The organism is Roseateles sp. DB2 (assembly GCF_051857535.1).
In the GTDB taxonomy this organism is placed as follows: domain Bacteria; phylum Pseudomonadota; class Gammaproteobacteria; order Burkholderiales; family Burkholderiaceae_C; genus Roseateles_B.
This window is the reverse complement of the sequence record NZ_JBPZGY010000002.1, coordinates 268,533-287,870: the sequence shown is the minus strand read 5'-3', so window position 1 is coordinate 287,870 and position 19,338 is coordinate 268,533. Positions and strand designations below refer to the sequence as shown.

Genomic DNA, 19,338 nt, shown 5'->3' with positions numbered 1-19,338 from the left:
GCTTAGAACTGCAGGCCGGCTTCGCGGGCAGCTTCGGCCAGGGCCTTGATACGGCCGTGGTAGGCGAAGCCAGCGCGATCGAACGCCACCTTCTCGACGCCAGCAGCCTTGGCCTTCTCGGCGATACGCTTGCCGATCAGCGTGGCAGCGGCCACGTTGCCACCCTTGCCTTCGCCACCCAGCTGGGCGCGGACATCCTTCTCGGCAGTCGAGGCACTGGCCAGGACGCGAGTGCCATCTTCGGAGATGACGCTGGCGTAGATGTGCAGGTTGGAGCGGAAAACCGTCAGGCGGGCGACGCGTTGCACGGCGATGCGGGCACGGGTCTGGCGCGAGCGACGGATGCGCTGTTCTTTCTTGGTCAACATTGCGCGGCTCCTTACTTCTTCTTGGTCTCTTTGAGGGAGACCTTTTCATCGGCGTAGCGGATGCCCTTGCCCTTGTAGGGCTCGGGAGGACGGATGGCACGCACTTCGGCGGCAATCTGACCCACCACTTGGCGATCGGCACCCTTGATCAGGATTTCGGTCTGGGTCGGGCATTCCACCTTGATCCCAGCCGGCATGTCCTTCACCACGGGGTGAGAGAAACCGATCTGCAGGTTCAGCTTCTGGCCTTGAGCCTGTGCGCGGAAACCCACGCCAACCAGGTTCAGCTTCTTTTCGAAGCCCTTGCTCACGCCGTTGACCATATTGGCCACCAAGGCGCGGAAGGTGCCGCTCATGGCGTCAGCCTCAGCCGATGCGTCCACGGGCGCGAAGCTCAGCTTGCCGCCTTCGTTCTTGATCGCGACCAGGGGGTTGGCTGCACGAACCAGCGTACCCAGGGCGCCCTTCACGCTGATCTGCTCAGCGGAGATCGTCACATCCACGCCTTGCGGGAGTGCGACCGGCATTTTTCCAACGCGGGACATTGTCTGTCTCTCCTTGCGCTTAGGCGACGTAGCAGAGCACTTCGCCGCCGATACCGGCTTGACGTGCCTTGCGGTCGGTCATCACACCCTTGGGGGTGGTGACAATCGCCACACCCAGGCCATTCATGACCTGCGGGATGTCGTGACGGCCCTTGTAAATGCGCAGGCCGGGACGGCTCACGCGTTCGATGCGCTCGATCACCGGGCGACCGGCGTAATACTTCAGCGCGATCTCGAGTTCGGGACGGGCTGCATCGCCACGCACCGCGAAACCGTCGATATAGCCCTCGTCCTTGAGGACCTTGGCGATCGCAACCTTCAGCTTGCTGGAAGGCATCACGACGCTGGCCTTCTCAACGCTCTGGGCGTTGCGAATGCGAGTCAGCATATCGGCGATAGGATCACTCATGCTCATACGAAATCTCCTAAACCTGCCGATTACCAGCTTGCCTTGACGACACCGGGGATGTCGCCCTTGAAAGCCAGTTCACGAATCTTGTTACGGGCCAGACCGAACTTGCGGAAGGTGCCACGGGGACGACCGGTCAGCTCGCAGCGATTGCGCAGACGAGTCGGATTGGCGTTGCGGGGCAGCTTCTGCAGCTCCAGGCGAGCGGCGTAGCGCTCTTCATCGGACTTCTTGGAGTCGTCGATGATGGCCTTCAGTTCTGCATACTTCTTCGAGAACTTGGCGACCAGTTGTTCGCGCTTCAGCTCACGTTGCTTGATCGAGAGTTTTGCCACGGGTCACCTCAGTTCTTGAACGGGAACTTGAACGCGGCCAGCAGGGCCTTCGCTTCGTCGTCCGTCTTGGCAGTCGTCGTGATGCTGATGTTCAGACCACGCAGAGCATCCACCTTGTCGTATTCGATTTCGGGGAAGATGATCTGTTCCTTGACGCCGATGTTGTAGTTGCCACGACCGTCGAAAGAACGGCCGGAGATACCACGGAAGTCACGCACGCGCGGCAGGGCGATGGTCACGAAGCGGTCCAGGAATTCATACATCTGGACGCCACGCAGAGTCACCATGCAACCGATGGGCACGCCGTCACGAATCTTGAAGCCGGCGATGGCCTTCTTGGACTTGGTGACCACAGGCTTCTGGCCGGCGATCTTGGTCAGGTCGCTCACGGCGTGATCCATGACCTTCTTGTCTGCCACGGCTTCACTGACACCCATGTTCAGGGTGATCTTGGTGATGCGCGGCACTTCCATCACGGACTTGTAGCCGAACTTCTCGGTCAGGCCGGGGACGACTTTTTCGCGATAAAACGCTTGCAAACGAGCCATGTCGTACCTCTTAAGCCTTGATCTCTTCGCCGGTCGACTTGTAGACGCGCACCTTCTTGCCGTCGTCGAGCAGCTTGATGCCCACGCGATCGGCCTTGCCGGCTGCAGCGTTGAAAATCGCCACGTTGGATTGATGGATCGGCATCGTCTTGTCGACCACGCCGCCGGTGGTGCCCTTCATGGGGTTGGGCTTGGCGTGCTTCTTCACGACGTTCACGCCTTCCACGATCAGGTGGTCAGCATCGACACGCGAAGCGACAACGCCTCGCTTGCCCTTGTCGCGGCCGGTCAGCACGATGACCTCGTCGCCCTTACGAATCTTGTTCATGGCAGTACCTTTGACTTGACGAGGCTTACAGCACCTCGGGCGCCAGCGACACGATCTTCATGAAGCGCTCGGTACGCAGTTCACGCGTGACCGGGCCAAAGATACGGGTGCCGATCGGCTCCAGCTTGGCGTTCAGCAGCACGGCAGCATTGCCGTCGAACTTCACCAGCGAACCGTCTTGGCGACGCACGCCCTTGGCGGTGCGCACGACCACAGCGCTATAGACCTCGCCCTTCTTGACGCGGCCTCGCGGAGCAGCTTCCTTGATGCTGACCTTGATGATGTCGCCAATGCCGGCATACCGGCGCTTGGAACCACCAAGCACCTTGATGCACTGAACGGACTTGGCGCCAGTGTTGTCCGCGACATCCAGTCGCGATTGCATTTGAATCATGTCTGTCCCCAACTTTTCCCGCCTCCGCCTGCCGCGACCATCGCAGCAGACCGAACCGGTCAGTCTTGGGCCCGTAAGCCTTCAGCACCAACCAACACAGCATGTGTGTCAGCCAACACCTTTGGCGGTTGTGGGCGGATCCGAGGCCGAGACGCACCGCATGATGCGCCCGACATTCGGCGAAGCATTGGATTGTGCCAGCAAAGTGAAAGCAATGTCAAGCTCCCACCGCGCTGAAACTCGGGCGCAGCCCCTAATCGAGGCTACCTACCCTTTGTGGAGGATGCCACGGCCTCGATCGGCCGTCGTCCATCAGGCCCTGAGCTGAGCCAGCATGGTGTCAGCGCCGCTGACTTCGAACTTCCCGGGTGCCTCGATGTTGAGCGTCTTCACGACGCCGTCGACCACCAGCATGCTGTAGCGCTGCGAGCGCAGACCCATGCCGCGCGCCTGCAGGTCCAGGGTGAGGCCGGTAGCGCGGGTGAAGTCGGCGCTGCCGTCAGCGAGGAAGCGTACCTTGCCCGCGGCGCCCAGCTCGCGAGCCCAAGCGCCCATCACGAAGGCGTCGTTGACTGACAGGCACCAGATTTCGTCCGCGCCGGCTGCCTTGAGGGCCTCCGCCTGCTGGATATAGCCGGGCGCATGCTGGGCCGAGCAGGTCGGCGTGAAGGCGCCAGGCAGGGCAAAGATGGCGACGGTCTTGCCTGCAGCCGCAGCGGCAGCATCGAAGCCATTGGGACCGATCGAGCAGCCATTACCCGCCACTTCAACAAATTCCTGGACGGGGGCACTGGGCAGCTTGTCACCGATCTTCAGCATGGGAGTCTCCTCAAAAGGAAAGCCCGGCGCAAAAGGCCGGGCACAAAATAAAAACGGTCGGCCGCCAGTATCACCGGCGTGCCGACCGTTTGCAGGGGCAGCGACGCAAGACCCCATGGATCCTGCGCCTTTGACCAGGGAGGCCTTAGACGGCTTCTGCCTTTTCAACCAGGCGGGTCACGACCCAGCTCTTGGTCTTGGACAGAGGACGGCCTTCGGCGATTTCGACCACATCACCCATCTTGTACTCGCCCTTTTCGTCATGGGCGTGGTACTTGCGGGAACGGGCCACGATCTTGCCGTAGAGCTCGTGCTTGGTGCGACGCTCGACAAGGACCGTGACGGTCTTGGCGCGCTTGTCGCTCACCACGCGACCCACCAGGGTACGGGTGTTCTTTTCTTGAGCTTGCGTCATATCAGGCCCCCTTCTTCTTTTCGGCCAGCACGGTCTTGACGCGAGCGATGTCGCGGCGGATCTTGCCCAGCTGAGTCGTGTCGCTCAGCTGCTGGGTGGCCTTTTGCATGCGCAGGCCGAAGTGGGCCTTGAGCAGATCGGTCACTTCCTTTTCCAAGGCAGCGACATCCTTGCCACGCAGTTCAGATGCTTTCATGGTGATCTCTCCAATCAGAGGCCGACCTGGCGCGCCACGAAGGTGCAACGCAGGGGCAGCTTGGCAGCTGCCAGCGTGAACGCTTCGCGAGCCAGGGCTTCCGGCACACCGTTGATCTCGTAGAGCACCTTGCCAGGCTGGATTTCAGCGACGTAGTACTCCGGATTACCCTTACCGTTACCCATACGGACTTCGGCGGGCTTTTGGGAGATGGGCTTGTCCGGGAAGATGCGGATGAAGATGCGACCACCGCGCTTGATATGGCGCGAGATTGCACGACGAGCCGCTTCGATCTGACGAGCCGTCAGACGGCCGCGCTCAGTGGCCTTCAGGCCGAAGTCACCGAACGACACATTGGCGCCGCGAGTGGCCACGCCAGTGTTACGACCCTTCTGCTCTTTGCGGAATTTGCGACGAGCGGGTTGCAGCATGTTTATTCTCCTTTGGCCTCGCCAGCAGCGGGGGCCTTGCGGACCACGCGCTTGGCGCCGGGCTTGTCGCCACCGTCGGCGGGCTTGTCAGCGCCAGGACGGCCACGGCCACCCGGGGCGCCCGGACGGGCGTTGCGACGCGGACGACGATCGTCTTCAGCGCCAGGGGGCGTGTTGATCACGGGAGCCTCGCCATTGGCCAGGCGGTCACCGCGGTACACCCACACCTTCACACCGATAACGCCGTAGGTCGTCTTGGCCTCGGAGAAGCCATAGTCGATGTCGGCCTTCAGAGTATGCAGAGGCACACGACCTTCGCGATACCACTCGGTACGAGCGATTTCGATGCCATTCAGACGGCCGGCGGACATGATCTTGATGCCCTGGGCACCCAGACGCATCGCGTTCTGCATCGCACGCTTCATGGCGCGACGGAACATGATGCGCTTTTCCAGCTGCTGGGTGATCGAGTCGGCGATCAGCTGAGCATCGATTTCAGGCTTGCGCACTTCTTCGATGTTCACGGCCACCGGCACGCCCAGACGCTTGGTCAGTTCGGCCTTCAGGTTCTCGATGTCCTCGCCCTTCTTGCCGATCACCACGCCCGGACGAGCCGAGAAGATGGTGATGCGGGCGTTCTTGGCAGGACGCTCGATCAGGATGCGCGACACGGCGGCATTCTTCAGACGCTGCTTCAGGTACTCGCGAACCTGCAGATCTTCGGCCAGCATCGTGGCGAAGTTCTGGTTGTTCGCATACCAGCGCGAGGCCCAGTTACGGGTGACAGGCAGGCGGAAGCCGGTCGGATGGATTTTCTGTCCCATAGTCTTCCTCTTGGCCTCAGTTACCGACCGACACGAAGATGTGGCAGGTGGGCTTGCTGATGCGGTTGCCTCGGCCCTTGGCGCGAGCCGAGAAGCGCTTCAGCGTGGTGCCTTGCTCCACATAGATCGAGGTGACCTTCAGCTCATCAATGTCAGCGCCGTCATTGTGCTCGGCGTTGGCGATGGCGCTTTCCAGCGCCTTCTTGATGATGAGTGCCGCCTTCTTCTGGGTGAATTCCAGGATGTTGAGCGCCTGGTCCACCTTCTTGCCGCGGATCAGGTCCGCCACCAGACGGCCCTTATCGGCCGACAGGCGGACACCGCGAACGATTGCACGGGTTTCCATCGTCTCAATCCTTATTTCTTGGCCTTCTTGTCACCAGGGTGACCCTTGAAGGTGCGGGTCAGCGCGAACTCACCCAGCTTGTGGCCGACCATCTGGTCAGACACATAGACCGGCACGTGCTGCTTGCCGTTGTGCACCGCGATCGTCAGACCGATGAACTCGGGCAGGATCGTCGAGCGGCGCGACCAGGTCTTGATGGGCTTCTTGTCCTTGTTGGCCACAGCCTTGTCGACTTTAGCCAGCAGGTGATGGTCCACGAACGGACCCTTCTTGAGGGAACGAGCCATGTTGGTCTACCCCTTACTTCTTGCGACGCGAAACGATGAACGTCTGCGTGCGCTTGTTGTTACGAGTGCGGTAGCCCTTGGTGAGGGTGTTCCACGGCGACACAGGCGCCTGGCCTTCACCGGTACGGCCTTCACCACCACCGTGCGGGTGATCAACCGGGTTCATGGCGGTACCACGGACGGTCGGGCGGATGCCCTTCCAGCGGATCGCGCCGGCCTTGCCGTATTGACGCAGGCTGTGCTCTTCGTTGCTCACTTCACCAATGGTGGCGCGGCAATCGATGTGGACACGGCGAACTTCACCCGAACGCAGGCGGATCTGGGCGTAGACGCCGTCACGAGCCATCAGGACGGCAGAAGCACCTGCCGAGCGCACCATCTGGGCGCCCTTGCCAGGCAGCATCTCCACGCAGTGGATCGTAGAACCCACGGGGATGTTGCGGATCGGCAGGGTGTTACCAGCCTTGATCGGAGCTTCAGCGCCGCTCAGGATGGTCGAACCGACTTCCAGGCCACGCGGAGCGATGATGTAGCGACGCTCGCCGTCGGCGTAGCACACCAGAGCGATGTGGGCCGTACGGTTCGGGTCGTACTCGATACGCTCAACCTTCGCGGGAATAGCGTCCTTGTTGCGACGGAAGTCCACCACGCGGTAGTGGTGCTTGTGACCACCGCCCTTGTGGCGCATCGTGATGTGACCGTTGTTGTTACGGCCGGACTTCTGCTTTTGCGGCTCCAGCAGAGACGCTTCAGGAGCGCCCTTGTGCAGGTGCTTGTGCACAACCTTGACCACGCCACGGCGGCCAGGCGAGGTTGGCTTGACTTTAACGACGGCCATTACGCAGCCTCCCCGGAGAAGTTGAGCTCTTGGCCAGCCTTCAGGGACACATACGCCTTCTTGACGTGGTCGCGACGGCCAACACGGCCGCCAAAGCGCTTGACCTTGCCCTTGGTGTTCACCACGCTCACCGACTCGACTTCAACCTTGAACATCAGTTCAACGGCAGCCTTGATCTCGGGCTTGGTGGCATCACGCAGGACCTTGAACAACACTTGGTTGTGCTTCTCGGCAACCAGGGTGGCCTTTTCGGACACGATGGGAGCCAGCAGCACCTGGGCCAGACGGCCTTCTGCAAACTTCGGGGCGCTCATGCCAGCATCTCCTTGAGTTGCTCCATTGCGGCCTTGGTCACCAGCACCTTCTTGTAGAAGACCAGCGACAGGGGATCGGCGTAACGGGGCTCGACAACCAGCACGTTGGCCAGATTGCGCGAAGCCAGCGCCAGGTTGTCATCCACCTGGTCAGCGATCAGCATCACGGATTCCAGACCCATGGCCTTGAACTTGGCAGCCAGCAGCTTGGTCTTGGGGGCTTCGACGGAGATCGAATCCACCACAGCCAAGCGACCTTCGCGGGCCAGCTGAGAGAGGATGGCGGCCATACCGGCGCGGTACATCTTCTTGTTCAGCTTGTGCGAGAAGTTTTCTTCCGGCAGGTTCGGGAAGATGCGACCACCCCCACGCCACAGCGGCGAGGAAGTCATACCGGCGCGAGCGCGGCCGGTGCCCTTCTGGCGGAAAGGCTTCTTGGTCGAGTGCTTGACCTGTTCGCGGTCCTTTTGAGCACGGGTGCCTTGGCGGGCATTGGCCTGGAAGGCCACGACCACCTGGTGCACCAGGGCTTCGTTGTATTCGCGAGCGAAGACGGTGTCAGGCGCGTCCACCTTGGAGGTGGCCTGACCCTGCTCGTTCAGAAGCTCGAGCTGCATCAGTTGGCCTCCTTCTTGACCTTGACCTTGACAGCAGGACGCACGACCACGTGGCCGTTCTTGGCGCCCGGCACGGCACCCTTGACCAGCAGCAGCTGACGGGCTTCGTCAACGCGCACGATGTCGAGGTTCTGGGTGGTCACGGTCTCGTCGCCCATGTGGCCGGACATCTTCTTGCCCGGGAACACGCGACCCGGATCCTGCGCCATCGAGATGGAGCCCGGGACATTGTGCGAACGGCTGTTACCGTGGGAAGCGCGCTGCGAACCGAAGTTGTGGCGCTTGATGGTGCCGGCAAAGCCCTTACCAATCGAAGTACCTTGCACATCGACCTTCTGGCCGGCGGCAAACAGGGTCACGGGCACCTGAGCGCCAGCCTTGTATTCGGCGGCGACGTCAGCTGCGACGCGGAATTCCTTGAGGATCTCACCGGCTTCCACACCCGCCTTGGCGAGGTGGCCGGCTTCCGGCTTGGTCACGCGAGAGGCCTTGCGTGCACCGAACGCCACTTGAATGGCGCTGTAGCCGTCAGTCTCTTCGGTCTTGACCTGGGTCACGCGGTTGTTGGACACGTCCAGCACGGTCACGGGAATGGCGTCGCCATCGTCCGTGAAGATGCGCATCATGCCCACCTTGCGGCCCAGCAATCCGAGACGATTGCTAAGACTCATGTTTTTTCTCCAGCCCCCTTTGCCGCCAAGCCAAAGCTTCCCAGCGCCAAGAGCCATTTACACATACCCGACAGCGATTGGCCGGGCTGACCAAACACCACTTGGACTCACACCAAGGACCGACCAAAACCGCCCCAAGGCACGCATCCAGGCGATGCACTAAAGCCGCACTGGCCTGAACCAGCGCGGAAAAGTCTGCGAGTATAGCGTCAACCCTGAGCTTTCCGCAAGCAGCGTCACACCGGGGTCAAGAAAAAAGGGCAACCTGCAGGCTGCCCTTCTCACGCTTGGAATGCGGTGCAACTGTGAGCCACCGCATCAGGCCGCAATTACTGCAGCTTGATTTCCACGTCCACGCCAGCCGGCAGGTCCAGCTTCATCAGAGCATCAACCGTCTTGTCGGTCGGGTCGACAATGTCCATCAGACGCTGGTGGGTGCGGATTTCGAACTGGTCGCGCGAGGTCTTGTTGACGTGCGGCGAACGCAGGATGTCGAAACGCTCCAGGCGGGTCGGCAGGGGCACGGGGCCCTTGACGATGGCGCCGGTACGCTTGGCGGTGTCCACGATTTCCAGAGCCGACTGGTCGATCAGCTTGTAATCGAAGGCCTTCAGGCGGATGCGGATCTTTTGCTTTTGCATGACTGTTCCTTCAAAGAGCATGCGGCTGTGAGGCCGCGTAAGTAGTGATGACAGGCGGCCACAGGTGCCGCCCGAGAGTCACGCAGGAATTACTCGATGATGGTCGCAACCACGCCCGAGCCGACGGTACGGCCACCTTCGCGGATAGCGAAGCGCAGACCTTCTTCCATGGCAATCGGAGCGATCAGCTTCACGGTGATGCCGACGTTGTCGCCAGGCATAACCATTTCCTTGTCCTTCGGCAGCTCCACGGCACCGGTCACGTCCGTGGTACGGAAGTAGAACTGGGGACGGTAGTTGTTGAAGAACGGGGTGTGGCGGCCGCCTTCTTCCTTGCTCAGCACATAGATCTCAGCAGTGAAGTGGGTGTGCGGCTTGATGGTGCCGGGCTTGGCCAGCACTTGACCGCGCTCGACGTCTTCACGCTTGGTGCCGCGCAGCAGGATACCGACGTTGTCGCCAGCCTGACCTTGGTCCAGCAGCTTGCGGAACATTTCCACGCCGGTCACGGTGGTCTTTTGCAGATCACGGATACCGACGATTTCGATTTCCTCGCCGACCTTGATGATGCCGCGCTCGACGCGACCGGTCACCACGGTGCCACGGCCAGAGATCGAGAACACGTCCTCCACCGGCAGCAGGAACGCGCCGTCCACGGCACGCTCAGGCTGAGGGATGTAGCTGTCCAGAGCGTCAGCCAGGCGCATGATGGCCTGCTCGCCCAGATCACCCGTGTCGCCTTCCAGCGCCAGCTTGGCCGAACCCTTCACGATCGGGGTGTCATCGCCAGGGAAGTCGTACTTGCTCAGCAGCTCGCGGACTTCCATTTCCACCAGCTCCAGCAGCTCGGCGTCGTCCACCATGTCGCACTTGTTCAGGAAGACGATGATGTACTTCACACCGACCTGACGCGCCAGCAGGATGTGCTCGCGGGTCTGGGGCATCGGGCCGTCAGCGGCCGAGCACACCAGGATCGCGCCGTCCATCTGGGCGGCACCGGTGATCATGTTCTTCACATAGTCAGCGTGGCCAGGGCAGTCCACGTGAGCGTAGTGGCGATTGGCGGTCTCGTACTCGACGTGAGCGGTGTTGATCGTGATGCCACGTGCCTTTTCTTCGGGCGCAGCGTCGATCTGGTCATAGGCCTTGGCCTCGCCACCGAACTTCTTCGACAGCACAGTTGCGATAGCTGCCGTCAGCGTGGTCTTGCCATGGTCAACGTGACCAATCGTGCCCACGTTCACGTGCGGCTTGGTACGTTCAAACTTGCCTTTTGCCATTTCAATTCTCCAAAAAGAGCATTCATCCAGTCTGAGGGTTTAGCGTTTCCGCCGAGGCCTTGATCCCTGCCGGCTGGCAAGCAGGAGGCTCTCGACGAAGACGATTCATGCCCCACCACTGCGGCCCAAGGAAGGCCCAACGGGCCATCACCTTGCATGGAGCCCGAGGATCCGGCTTCGCCGGTCCTACGGGCTCGCCCCCTTGAGGGGGCCGCCGCAGGCGGTAGGGGGTGGTCTTTACTTGGCGCGAGCGGTGATGATCGCGTCGGCCACGTTCTTCGGAGCTTCGCTGTAGTGCTTGAACTCCATCGTGTACGTGGCACGACCTTGCGACATCGAACGCAGGGTGGTCGAGTAGCCGAACATCTCAGACAGAGGAACCTCTGCCTTGATGACCTTGCCACCACCCACCATGTCGTCCATACCCTGGACCATGCCGCGACGGCTGGACAGATCGCCCATCACGTTGCCGGCGTAGTCTTCCGGAGTCTCGACTTCCACAGCCATCATCGGCTCGAGGATGACGGGACTGGCGCGGCGGCAACCTTCCTTGAAGCCCATCGAAGCAGCCATCTTGAAGGCGTTTTCGTTCGAGTCCACGTCATGGTACGAACCGAAGGTCAGGGTGACCTTGACGTCCACGACCGGGAAGCCAGCCAGCACGCCGTTCGGCAGGGAGTCGATGATGCCCTTCTCAACCGCCGGGATGTACTCGCGAGGCACCACGCCGCCCTTGATGGCGTCGACGAACTCGAAGCCCTTGCCGGCTTCTTGCGGCTCGACCGTCAGCACGACGTGACCGTATTGGCCCTTACCACCGGACTGGCGAACGAACTTGCCTTCGACGTCGGTGGCGGTCTTGCGGATGGTTTCGCGGTAGGCCACTTGAGGCTTGCCCACGTTGGCTTCCACGCCGAACTCGCGCTTCATGCGGTCGACAATGATTTCCAGGTGGAGCTCGCCCATGCCGGAGATGATGGTCTGGCCGGATTCTTCGTCGGTGCGCAGGCGGAAGGAAGGATCTTCTGCAGCCAGTCGGCCCAGCGCCAGACCCATCTTCTCCTGGTCAGCCTTGGTCTTGGGTTCCACGGCCTGCGAGATCACGGGCTCGGGGAAGACCATCTTTTCCAGGGTGATCACGGAATCCGGATCGCACAGCGTTTCGCCGGTGGTGACGTCCTTCAGACCCACGCAGGCAGCGATGTCACCAGCCAGAATTTCCTTGATTTCTTCACGCTGGTTGGCGTGCATCTGCAGGATACGGCCGATACGTTCCTTCTTGCCACGGATCGGGTTGTACACGGTAGCGCCGGATTGCAGCACGCCCGAGTACACGCGAACGAAGGTCAGCTGACCGACGTACGGGTCGGTCATCAGCTTGAAGGCCAGCGCGGCGAACTTTTCGCTGTCGTCAGCCTTGCGGGTAGCGGGCTGCTCGTCTTCATCAGTGCCGGTCACCGGGGGGATGTCCACCGGGGAAGGCAGGAAGTCGATCACAGCATCCAGCATGCGCTGCACGCCCTTGTTCTTGAAGGCGGTGCCGCACAGCATGGGCTGGATTTCGGTGGAAATCGTGCGGGTGCGCAGGGCGAGCTTGATTTCTTCCTCGGACAGGTCACCCGTCTCGAGGTACTTGTTCATCAGCTCTTCGGTGGCCTCGGCGGCAGCCTCGACCATCTTCTCGCGCCACTCTTGAGCAACGGAGACCAGATCAGCCGGGATCTCTTCGTAGCCGAACTTCATGCCTTGGGACGCCTCGTCCCAAATGATGGCCTTCATCTTCAGCAGGTCCACGACGCCCTTGAAGTTGTCTTCAGCGCCAATGGGGATCACGATGGGCACAGGATTGGCCTTCAGGCGCGTCTTCATCTGGTCGACGACCTTGAAGAAGTTGGCGCCGGTGCGGTCCATCTTGTTCACAAAGGCCAGGCGAGGCACCTTGTACTTGTTGGCTTGGCGCCAGACGGTTTCCGACTGGGGCTGCACACCACCCACGGCGCAGTAGACCATGCAAGCACCGTCCAGCACACGCATGGAACGCTCCACTTCGATGGTGAAGTCCACGTGCCCCGGGGTGTCGATGATGTTGAAGCGATGCTCCGGATAGGACATGTCCATGCCCTTCCAGAAGCAGGTGGTCGCTGCGGAGGTGATCGTGATGCCACGCTCCTGCTCCTGCTCCATCCAGTCCATGGTGGCGGCGCCATCATGCACTTCACCGATCTTGTGGTTCACACCGGTGTAGTACAGGATGCGCTCGGTCGTCGTGGTCTTGCCGGCATCGATGTGCGCCGAAATACCGATATTGCGGTAGCGCTCGATGGGGGTCTTGCGGGCCATGATCTTGCTCCAGATGCAGTGAGCCGCCAGCGGGTCAGTAGAAACCCGAGGCGGCCAGAAAAGTCGTATTTAGAAGCGGAAGTGCGAGAACGCCTTGTTGGCATCCGCCATACGGTGAACTTCGTCACGCTTCTTCATGGCGCCGCCGCGGCCTTCCGAGGCCTCCAGCAGTTCGTTGGCCAGGCGCTGAGCCATGGACTTCTCGCCACGCTTGCGGGCCGATTCCTTCAGCCAGCGCATGGCCAGAGCCATCCGACGGACGGGGCGAACTTCCACGGGAACTTGGTAGTTCGCACCGCCGACACGGCGGGACTTCACTTCGACCATGGGCTTCACGTTGTTCAAGGCAATCATGAACACTTCCAGCGGATCCTTGCCGGCCTTCTTCTCGACTTGCTCGAGGGCGCCGTAAATGATGCGCTCGGCGACAGCCTTCTTGCCCGATTCCATGATGACGTTCATGAACTTGGACAGATCAACGCTGCCGAACTTCGGATCAGGCAGGATCTCGCGCTTGGGTACTTCGCGACGACGTGGCATGGGTATTTCCTTCTTCGCTTCAGTTGGTCTGGCAATGGCTCGCTGCCATTCGCCGCAACCGGGGATGACCACGCATTCGGGGCATCCACTTACTCGGTCGCTGTGCCCTCAACGGGGTCATGCGCTCCGCAAAAACATCCGACCAGAGCCTGACGGCCGGCCGTGACAACTCAATTAAGCCTTCTTCGGGCGCTTGGCACCGTACTTGGAGCGAGACTGCTTGCGATCCTTGACGCCTTGCAGGTCCAGCGAACCGCGAACGATGTGGTAACGCACACCCGGCAGATCCTTCACACGGCCGCCGCGCACCAGCACGACGCTGTGCTCTTGAAGGTTGTGGCCTTCACCGCCGATGTAAGAAATCACCTCGAAACCGTTGGTCAGGCGCACCTTGGCGACCTTACGCAGAGCGGAGTTCGGCTTCTTGGGGGTCGTGGTGTACACGCGGGTGCACACGCCACGACGCTGGGGGCAAGCCTGCATGGCAGGCGACTTGGACTTCGTGACCTCGGTCTCACGACCTTGGCGCACGAGCTGGTTGATGGTTGGCATAAGTAACTTGTTCCCGTTTGAAGTCACAGACCTCTAGTGACCCGACATGCTTCACCACCTGGTGAAACACCGCTCGAACACCCGTCAACTGAACTTCGCAAGGAAGCACAAAAGCGCGCAACGCCTAAGCGCCGCACGCTGGATTCGAGCTGTCTGCGCCTCTATGGGCGCAGCTAGACCTACTAGAGAGCCTGCGATTGTATGCCAGCGGCCATCTTTTGCACAAGCATCCCCACTCGCAAGCCCGATGGGCAGGGGATTTGCTGAGAAAATGGGCACAAGACAGGGCCTCTCACGCCGCGCTGCGTCACTGGCCAACCGTGCTGCGCCGGGAGCGATCCCGTCTGCGGCATTTCGCGTTCGCACCCGCCCCGCCATAAAGCCATGCTGCCTTGCCGTGACTGCCTCTGAGCTCCCGACAACATCCCTTCGCGCGATTGATCTTCCGGCAGACGCCGAGGCCGCCACGGGCCTCCCCGCGTGCCCCCTGGCGCGCCAGCCGCGTTTGATCCTGGATACACAGGTAGTAATGGAGTGGCTGGTCTTTCGGGACCTCGGCATTCGAGCGCTGGTCGAGCCCATTGAGGCAGGCCAATGGCGCTGGATCGGCTGCCCGGCCATGCGCGACGAACTTCTGCACGTACTCTCCCGAGGGGTGGCGGCGCGCTGGAATCCTGACCTGGAGGCCATCGCCGCCGTGTTCACGCGCCTGTGCCAGATGCAAGAACTGCCGGCCCACGACACGACCGTACCCCTACTCAAATGCCGGGACAGGGACGACCAGAAATTCATCGACCTGGCCTTGGCCCAGCAGGTCGACGCCCTGATCAGCCGCGACGCGGATGTGCTGGCCTTGGCCAAGCGTGCTCGAAAGCAGGGACTCGCCATCCTGAGGCCCGAGCAATGGCTGCAGCAAGTGCAAGGGGCCACGGCTCAGCGTACAGAGGCATGACACCCTAAACAAACCGGCGCCACAAAAGAAAGAGCCGCCGCCCCTTGCGGGTGCGGCGGCTTGTAGGCGCATGGGCCGGGCAGTGCCGGCCTCTGCAGCAGGCCTTACTCGGCGGAACCTTCGCCAGCCGGCTCGTCAAGCGCAGCCAGTTGCACGGCAGCCATTTCCTCGGCTTCCTGCATGGCGATGGCGCGGCGTTCGGCGTCGTCCATCTCCTCCTTGGCGCGGCGGGCCTGGTGGAAGGCCATACCGGTACCGGCGGGGATCAGGCGACCCACGATCACGTTTTCCTTCAGGCCACGCAGCTCGTCGCGCTTGCCCATGATGGCAGCCTCGGTCAGCACGCGGGTCGTTTCCTGGAAGGAAGCGGCCGAGATGAAGGAATCGGTCGACAGCGAGGCCTTGGTGATGCCCAGCAGCACGTCGGCGTGCGTGGCGATCAGCTTGCCCTCGCCGCGCAGGCGGTCGTTGGTGTCCAGCAGCTCGGAACGCTCGACCTGCTCGCCCACGATGTAGGTCGAGTCGCCCGGGTTGACGATCTGCACGCGGCGCAGCATCTGGCGAACGATCACCTCGATGTGCTTGTCGTTGATCTTCACGCCCTGCAGACGGTAGACGTCCTGCACTTCGTCGACGATGTATCGAGCCAGCTCCTCGATGCCCAGCAGGCGCAGGATGTCCTGCGGATCGGCCGGACCGTCGACGATGCCTTCACCCTTGTTGACCACCTGGCCTTCGTGCACCAGGATGTTCTTTTCCTTGGGCACGAGTTCTTCCCAGACCTTGCCGTCCGGATCGGTGATCTGCAGGCGAACCTTGCCCTTGGTTTCCTTGCCGAAGGAAACGGTACCGGTCTGCTCGGCCAGCACACCCTTGTCCTTGGGCGAGCGAGCTTCGAACAGTTCTGCCACACGGGGCAGACCGCCGGTAATGTCTCGGGTCTTCTGACCTTCGACCGGGATACGGGCCAGCACTTCACCAGGGGCCAGGTCCTGACCGTCGCGAATCTGGATCAGCGCGCCGACCTGGAAGCCGATGGTCACCGAGTGGTCGGTGCCGGGGATCTTCACCTCCTGGCCGTTGGCGTCCAGCAGCTTGACCTGCGGACGGACCACCTTGGCGGCGCCACGACGCTTGGGATCGATCACCACCAGGGTGGACAGACCGGTCACCTCGTCGACCTGCTTGGCCACGGTGACGCCTTCCTCGACGTTCTCGAACTTCGCCTGACCGGCGAATTCCGTGATGATCGGGCGGGTCAGCGGGTCCCAGTTCGCCAGCACCGTACCAGCCTTGATGGTCTGGTCGGCCTTGACGTTCAGGGTCGCGCCGTACGGCACCTTGTGACGCTCGCGCTCACGGCCATGCTGGTCGGCGATGATGATTTCGCCGGAACGGGAAATCACCACCAGCTCGCCCTTGCCGTTCGTGACGTAGCGCATCGTGGCGTTGAAGCCGATGATGCCGTCCGACTTGGCTTCCACGCTGGAGGCCACGGCAGCACGCGATGCGGCACCGCCGATGTGGAAGGTACGCATGGTCAGCTGGGTACCCGGCTCACCGATGGACTGTGCAGCGATCACGCCGACGGCTTCACCGGTGTTGACCAGGCCGCCGCGGCCGAGGTCACGGCCATAGCACTTGGCACACAGGCCGAAGCGGGTGCCACAGGTCAGCGGGGTGCGGACCTTGATCTCGTCAACGCCGGCCTGTTCCAGCACGTCCAGGGTGTCTTCATCCAGCATGTTGCCGGCAGGCAGCAGCACGCCTTGCGTTTCCGGATGGACGACATCAATGGCAGCCACGCGGCCCAGCACGCGGTCGCGCAGGGACTCGATGACTTCACCACCCTCGACCAGGGCACGCATATTGATGCCGTTGTCGGTGCCGCAGTCCTCCTCGACCACCACCAGATCCTGGGTCACGTCGACCAGACGACGGGTCAGGTAGCCCGAGTTCGCCGTCTTCAGCGCCGTATCCGCCAGACCCTTACGAGCACCGTGGGTGGAGATGAAGTACTGCAGAACGTTCAGGCCTTCGCGGAAGTTCGCGGTAATAGGCGTCTCGATGATGGAGCCGTCCGGCTTGGCCATCAGGCCCCGCATACCGGCCAGCTGGCGGATCTGGGCCGCGCTACCGCGGGCTCCGGAGTCGGCCATCATGTAGATGGAGTTGAAGGACTCCTGATCCACTTCCTTGCCGTTGCGGTCGATGGTCTTCTGCTTGGACAGCTGCGACATCATGACCTTGCCGACTTCGTCACCGGTCTTGCCCCAGATGTCCACCACCTTGTTGTAGCGCTCACCAGCGGTCACGAGACCCGAGACGTACTGCTGCTCGATCTCCTTGACTTCCTTCTCGGCACGTTCGATCAGTTCGTACTTCTGCTTCGGGACCAGCATGTCGTCGATGGCGATCGAGATGCCAGCGCGCGTAGCCAGGCGGAAGCCGGACTGCAGCAGCTTGTCTGCCAGCACCACGGTTTCCTTCAGGCCGCACTTGCGGAAGGATGTGTTGATCAGTCGTGAGATTTCCTTCTTCTTCAGCGCCTTGTTGATGTTCGAGAAAGGCAGGCCCTTGGGCAGGATCTCGGACAGCAGGGCGCGGCCGACGGTCGTGTCCACCAGCTTGGTCTCGGGGATCCACTCGCCCGAGTCCTTGTCCTTGGTGTACTCGGTCAGGCGCACGCTGATCTTGGCGGTAATCTCGACCACGCCGTTGTCCAAAGCACGCAGCATCTCCGACACGTCGGAGAAGATCATGCCTTCACCCTTGCCGTTGATGCGATCACGGGTGGCGTAGTACAGGCCCAGCACCACGTCTTGCGACGGGACGATGGAGGGCTCGCCGGAAGCCGGGAACAGCACGTTGTTGGAGGCCAGCATCAGGGTGCGGGCTTCCATCTGCGCTTCAATGGACAGCGGCACGTGGACGGCCATCTGGTCACCGTCGAAGTCGGCGTTGAAGGCCGCGCAGACGAGCGGGTGCAGCTGGATGGCCTTGCCTTCGATCAGCACGGGCTCGAAGGCCTGGATGCCGAGGCGGTGCAGGGTCGGTGCGCGGTTCAGCAGCACCGGGTGCTCCTTGATCACCTCTTCCAGGATGTCCCACACCACCGGGGTGCCGGATTCCACTTCCTTCTTGGCCGCCTTGATGGTCGTGGCGATGCCCATGGCTTCCAGGCGCGAGAAGATAAAGGGCTTGAATAGCTCAAGCGCCATCAGCTTCGGCAGGCCGCACTGGTGCAGCTTCAGGGTCGGGCCCACGGTAATCACGGAACGACCGGAGTAGTCCACGCGCTTGCCCAGCAAGTTCTGACGGAAGCGACCGCTCTTGCCCTTGATCATGTCGGCCAGGGACTTCAGGGCGCGCTTGTTGGCGCCCGTCATGGCCTTGCCGCGGCGACCGTTGTCCAGCAGGGAATCAACGGCTTCCTGCAGCATGCGCTTTTCGTTGCGCACGATGATCTCAGGGGCCTTCAGCTCCAGCAGGCGAGCCAGACGGTTGTTGCGGTTGATGACGCGACGGTAGAGGTCGTTCAGGTCGGAAGTGGCGAAGCGGCCGCCGTCCAGCGGCACCAGCGGACGCAGGTCCGGCGGCAGCACGGGCAGCACGTCCATGATCATCCAGTGCGGCTTGATCCCGGACTTCTTGAAGGCTTCCATGACCTTCAGGCGCTTGGAGTTCTTCTTGACCTTGAGCTCGGAGCCGGTCATGTCGTTGCGCAGGCGATCGATCTCGATGTCGAGATCCATCTCCTCCAACAGCTTCTTGATGCCCTCGGCACCCATCAGCGCGATGAACTCGTCACCGTACTCGGCGCGCTTCGCGTCGTAGTCGTCCTCGCTCATGATCGAGAACTTCTTCAGCGGAGTCATGCCGGGATCGACGACCACATAGGCTTCGAAGTACAGGACGCGCTCGATGTCGCGCAGCGTCATGTCCAGCACCAGGCCCAGGCGCGAAGGCAGGGACTTCAGGAACCAGATATGGGCGCAGGGCGCCGCCAGGTCGATGTGGCCCATGCGCTCGCGGCGCACCTTGGTCTGGGTCACTTCGACGCCGCACTTCTCGCAGATCACGCCGCGGTGCTTCAGGCGCTTGTACTTGCCGCACAGGCACTCGTAGTCCTTGATCGGGCCGAAGATCTTGGCGCAGAACAGGCCATCACGCTCGGGCTTGAAGGTCCGGTAGTTGATGGTCTCGGGCTTCTTCACCTCTCCGAAAGACCACGAGCGAATCTTCTCGGGCGATGCGAGCCCGATCTTGATCGCGTCGAAGTGTTCGTCCGGCGTGAACTGCTTGAACAGGTCCAGCAAACCTTTCATGTGTTTCTCCTGTTCCGTGT

General features: G+C 61.7%; 25 protein-coding genes. 1 reads left to right on the top strand and 24 read right to left on the bottom strand.

Going from position 1 to position 19,338, the window contains the following annotated elements; translation table 11 throughout:
• Window positions 1–2: 2 nt before the first annotated feature.
• The 23 genes from rplR to rpsL form a co-directional block, all read right to left on the bottom strand.
• On the bottom strand, window positions 3–368 hold the full coding sequence (gene rplR, locus ACS5PK_RS03740) for a 50S ribosomal protein L18 (RefSeq protein WP_183104002.1): 366 nt from the start codon (window positions 366–368) through the stop codon (window positions 3–5).
• An 11-nt stretch (window positions 369–379) separates the two neighbouring features.
• Window positions 380–913, bottom strand: a complete 534-nt coding sequence (gene rplF, locus ACS5PK_RS03735) for a 50S ribosomal protein L6 (RefSeq protein ID WP_439438916.1) — start codon at window positions 911–913, stop codon at window positions 380–382.
• 19 nt (window positions 914–932) lie between these two features.
• Window positions 933–1,328, bottom strand: a complete 396-nt coding sequence (gene rpsH, locus ACS5PK_RS03730; RefSeq protein ID WP_133605050.1) for a 30S ribosomal protein S8 — start codon at window positions 1,326–1,328, stop codon at window positions 933–935.
• A 23-nt stretch (window positions 1,329–1,351) separates the two neighbouring features.
• On the bottom strand, window positions 1,352–1,657 hold the full coding sequence (gene rpsN, locus ACS5PK_RS03725) for a 30S ribosomal protein S14 (protein ID WP_269632002.1): 306 nt from the start codon (window positions 1,655–1,657) through the stop codon (window positions 1,352–1,354).
• 8 nt (window positions 1,658–1,665) lie between these two features.
• Window positions 1,666–2,205, bottom strand: coding sequence for a 50S ribosomal protein L5 (rplE, locus tag ACS5PK_RS03720; protein WP_439438915.1), 540 nt, complete (start codon window positions 2,203–2,205; stop codon window positions 1,666–1,668).
• Window positions 2,206–2,215: 10 nt separating this feature from the next.
• Entirely contained in the window at window positions 2,216–2,533 is a 318-nt protein-coding gene (gene rplX, locus ACS5PK_RS03715) for a 50S ribosomal protein L24 (protein ID WP_439438914.1), read from the bottom strand.
• Window positions 2,534–2,558: 25 nt separating this feature from the next.
• Complete coding sequence (gene rplN, locus ACS5PK_RS03710; protein WP_183103998.1) at window positions 2,559–2,927, bottom strand: 50S ribosomal protein L14; 369 nt, start codon at window positions 2,925–2,927, stop codon at window positions 2,559–2,561.
• A gap of 312 nt (window positions 2,928–3,239) precedes the next feature.
• Window positions 3,240–3,746, bottom strand: coding sequence for a peroxiredoxin (locus ACS5PK_RS03705; protein WP_439438913.1), 507 nt, complete (start codon window positions 3,744–3,746; stop codon window positions 3,240–3,242).
• A 145-nt stretch (window positions 3,747–3,891) separates the two neighbouring features.
• Window positions 3,892–4,161: a 30S ribosomal protein S17 gene (rpsQ, locus tag ACS5PK_RS03700; protein WP_183103996.1), complete on the bottom strand. Its 270-nt coding sequence runs from the start codon at window positions 4,159–4,161 to the stop codon at window positions 3,892–3,894.
• Window position 4,162: 1 nt separating this feature from the next.
• Complete coding sequence (gene rpmC, locus ACS5PK_RS03695; RefSeq protein WP_285982531.1) at window positions 4,163–4,357, bottom strand: 50S ribosomal protein L29; 195 nt, start codon at window positions 4,355–4,357, stop codon at window positions 4,163–4,165.
• Between the two features lie 14 nt (window positions 4,358–4,371).
• Window positions 4,372–4,788, bottom strand: a complete 417-nt coding sequence (gene rplP, locus ACS5PK_RS03690) for a 50S ribosomal protein L16 (protein ID WP_183103994.1) — start codon at window positions 4,786–4,788, stop codon at window positions 4,372–4,374.
• 2 nt (window positions 4,789–4,790) lie between these two features.
• Window positions 4,791–5,612: a 30S ribosomal protein S3 gene (gene rpsC, locus ACS5PK_RS03685; RefSeq protein WP_183103993.1), complete on the bottom strand. Its 822-nt coding sequence runs from the start codon at window positions 5,610–5,612 to the stop codon at window positions 4,791–4,793.
• A gap of 16 nt (window positions 5,613–5,628) precedes the next feature.
• Window positions 5,629–5,958, bottom strand: coding sequence for a 50S ribosomal protein L22 (rplV, locus tag ACS5PK_RS03680; protein WP_183103992.1), 330 nt, complete (start codon window positions 5,956–5,958; stop codon window positions 5,629–5,631).
• An 11-nt stretch (window positions 5,959–5,969) separates the two neighbouring features.
• The gene (gene rpsS, locus ACS5PK_RS03675; RefSeq protein ID WP_183103991.1) at window positions 5,970–6,245 is read right to left on the bottom strand and encodes a 30S ribosomal protein S19; all 276 of its coding nucleotides are present in this window, start codon (window positions 6,243–6,245) and stop codon (window positions 5,970–5,972) included.
• A 13-nt stretch (window positions 6,246–6,258) separates the two neighbouring features.
• A complete protein-coding gene (gene rplB, locus ACS5PK_RS03670; protein WP_269632005.1) occupies window positions 6,259–7,083 on the bottom strand; it encodes a 50S ribosomal protein L2 in 825 nt (274 codons plus the stop codon).
• Window positions 7,083–7,397 (bottom strand): 50S ribosomal protein L23, encoded by a 315-nt coding sequence (gene rplW / locus ACS5PK_RS03665; RefSeq protein WP_183103989.1) that lies wholly within the window; start codon window positions 7,395–7,397, stop codon window positions 7,083–7,085. Before rplW ends, rplB begins: the two co-directional genes overlap by 1 nt.
• Complete coding sequence (rplD, locus tag ACS5PK_RS03660) at window positions 7,394–8,014, bottom strand: 50S ribosomal protein L4 (RefSeq protein ID WP_183103988.1); 621 nt, start codon at window positions 8,012–8,014, stop codon at window positions 7,394–7,396. The genes rplW and rplD overlap by 4 nt, the downstream gene beginning before the upstream one ends.
• Window positions 8,014–8,685: a 50S ribosomal protein L3 gene (gene rplC, locus ACS5PK_RS03655; RefSeq protein ID WP_183103987.1), complete on the bottom strand. Its 672-nt coding sequence runs from the start codon at window positions 8,683–8,685 to the stop codon at window positions 8,014–8,016. Before rplC ends, rplD begins: the two co-directional genes overlap by 1 nt.
• Before the next feature lie 329 nt (window positions 8,686–9,014).
• Window positions 9,015–9,326, bottom strand: a complete 312-nt coding sequence (rpsJ, locus tag ACS5PK_RS03650) for a 30S ribosomal protein S10 (RefSeq protein WP_130434746.1) — start codon at window positions 9,324–9,326, stop codon at window positions 9,015–9,017.
• Window positions 9,327–9,415: 89 nt separating this feature from the next.
• On the bottom strand, window positions 9,416–10,606 hold the full coding sequence (tuf, locus tag ACS5PK_RS03645; protein WP_183103973.1) for an elongation factor Tu: 1,191 nt from the start codon (window positions 10,604–10,606) through the stop codon (window positions 9,416–9,418).
• 237 nt (window positions 10,607–10,843) lie between these two features.
• Window positions 10,844–12,946, bottom strand: a complete 2,103-nt coding sequence (gene fusA, locus ACS5PK_RS03640; RefSeq protein ID WP_439438912.1) for an elongation factor G — start codon at window positions 12,944–12,946, stop codon at window positions 10,844–10,846.
• A 69-nt stretch (window positions 12,947–13,015) separates the two neighbouring features.
• Window positions 13,016–13,486, bottom strand: a complete 471-nt coding sequence (gene rpsG, locus ACS5PK_RS03635; protein ID WP_183103985.1) for a 30S ribosomal protein S7 — start codon at window positions 13,484–13,486, stop codon at window positions 13,016–13,018.
• 174 nt (window positions 13,487–13,660) lie between these two features.
• Window positions 13,661–14,038 (bottom strand): 30S ribosomal protein S12, encoded by a 378-nt coding sequence (gene rpsL / locus ACS5PK_RS03630; RefSeq protein WP_183103984.1) that lies wholly within the window; start codon window positions 14,036–14,038, stop codon window positions 13,661–13,663.
• A gap of 46 nt (window positions 14,039–14,084) precedes the next feature.
• Between rpsL and ACS5PK_RS03625 the strand changes: the two genes are divergently transcribed.
• Entirely contained in the window at window positions 14,085–14,990 is a 906-nt protein-coding gene (locus ACS5PK_RS03625) for a putative toxin-antitoxin system toxin component, PIN family (RefSeq protein ID WP_439438911.1), read from the top strand.
• 104 nt (window positions 14,991–15,094) lie between these two features.
• On the opposite strand, the gene rpoC is transcribed toward ACS5PK_RS03625, so the two are convergent.
• Window positions 15,095–19,318: a DNA-directed RNA polymerase subunit beta' gene (gene rpoC / locus ACS5PK_RS03620; RefSeq protein ID WP_439438910.1), complete on the bottom strand. Its 4,224-nt coding sequence runs from the start codon at window positions 19,316–19,318 to the stop codon at window positions 15,095–15,097.
• Window positions 19,319–19,338: the final 20 nt, after the last annotated feature.

Excerpts from the sequence above, each read along its gene's own strand:
- rplR (WP_183104002.1), bottom strand. The coding sequence starts at position 368 with ATGTTGACCAAGAAAGAACAGCGCATCCGTCGCTCGCGCCAGACCCGT.
- rplF (WP_439438916.1), bottom strand. The coding sequence starts at position 913 with ATGTCCCGCGTTGGAAAAATGCCGGTCGCACTCCCGCAAGGCGTGGAT.
- rpsH (WP_133605050.1), bottom strand. The coding sequence starts at position 1,328 with ATGAGCATGAGTGATCCTATCGCCGATATGCTGACTCGCATTCGCAAC.
- rplE (WP_439438915.1), bottom strand. The coding sequence starts at position 2,205 with ATGGCTCGTTTGCAAGCGTTTTATCGCGAAAAAGTCGTCCCCGGCCTG.
- rplX (WP_439438914.1), bottom strand. The coding sequence starts at position 2,533 with ATGAACAAGATTCGTAAGGGCGACGAGGTCATCGTGCTGACCGGCCGC.
- rplN (WP_183103998.1), bottom strand. The coding sequence starts at position 2,927 with ATGATTCAAATGCAATCGCGACTGGATGTCGCGGACAACACTGGCGCC.
- ACS5PK_RS03705 (WP_439438913.1), bottom strand. The coding sequence starts at position 3,746 with ATGCTGAAGATCGGTGACAAGCTGCCCAGTGCCCCCGTCCAGGAATTT.
- rpsQ (WP_183103996.1), bottom strand. The coding sequence starts at position 4,161 with ATGACGCAAGCTCAAGAAAAGAACACCCGTACCCTGGTGGGTCGCGTG.
- rpmC (WP_285982531.1), bottom strand. The coding sequence starts at position 4,357 with ATGAAAGCATCTGAACTGCGTGGCAAGGATGTCGCTGCCTTGGAAAAG.
- rplP (WP_183103994.1), bottom strand. The coding sequence starts at position 4,788 with ATGCTGCAACCCGCTCGTCGCAAATTCCGCAAAGAGCAGAAGGGTCGT.
- rpsC (WP_183103993.1), bottom strand. The coding sequence starts at position 5,612 with ATGGGACAGAAAATCCATCCGACCGGCTTCCGCCTGCCTGTCACCCGT.
- rplV (WP_183103992.1), bottom strand. The coding sequence starts at position 5,958 with ATGGAAACCCGTGCAATCGTTCGCGGTGTCCGCCTGTCGGCCGATAAG.
- rpsS (WP_183103991.1), bottom strand. The coding sequence starts at position 6,245 with ATGGCTCGTTCCCTCAAGAAGGGTCCGTTCGTGGACCATCACCTGCTG.
- rplB (WP_269632005.1), bottom strand. The coding sequence starts at position 7,083 with ATGGCCGTCGTTAAAGTCAAGCCAACCTCGCCTGGCCGCCGTGGCGTG.
- rplW (WP_183103989.1), bottom strand. The coding sequence starts at position 7,397 with ATGAGCGCCCCGAAGTTTGCAGAAGGCCGTCTGGCCCAGGTGCTGCTG.
- rplD (WP_183103988.1), bottom strand. The coding sequence starts at position 8,014 with ATGCAGCTCGAGCTTCTGAACGAGCAGGGTCAGGCCACCTCCAAGGTG.
- rplC (WP_183103987.1), bottom strand. The coding sequence starts at position 8,685 with ATGAGTCTTAGCAATCGTCTCGGATTGCTGGGCCGCAAGGTGGGCATG.
- rpsJ (WP_130434746.1), bottom strand. The coding sequence starts at position 9,326 with ATGCAAAAGCAAAAGATCCGCATCCGCCTGAAGGCCTTCGATTACAAG.
- tuf (WP_183103973.1), bottom strand. The coding sequence starts at position 10,606 with ATGGCAAAAGGCAAGTTTGAACGTACCAAGCCGCACGTGAACGTGGGC.
- fusA (WP_439438912.1), bottom strand. The coding sequence starts at position 12,946 with ATGGCCCGCAAGACCCCCATCGAGCGCTACCGCAATATCGGTATTTCG.
- rpsG (WP_183103985.1), bottom strand. The coding sequence starts at position 13,486 with ATGCCACGTCGTCGCGAAGTACCCAAGCGCGAGATCCTGCCTGATCCG.
- rpsL (WP_183103984.1), bottom strand. The coding sequence starts at position 14,038 with ATGCCAACCATCAACCAGCTCGTGCGCCAAGGTCGTGAGACCGAGGTC.
- ACS5PK_RS03625 (WP_439438911.1), top strand. The coding sequence starts at position 14,085 with ATGCTTCACCACCTGGTGAAACACCGCTCGAACACCCGTCAACTGAAC.
- rpoC (WP_439438910.1), bottom strand. The coding sequence starts at position 19,318 with ATGAAAGGTTTGCTGGACCTGTTCAAGCAGTTCACGCCGGACGAACAC.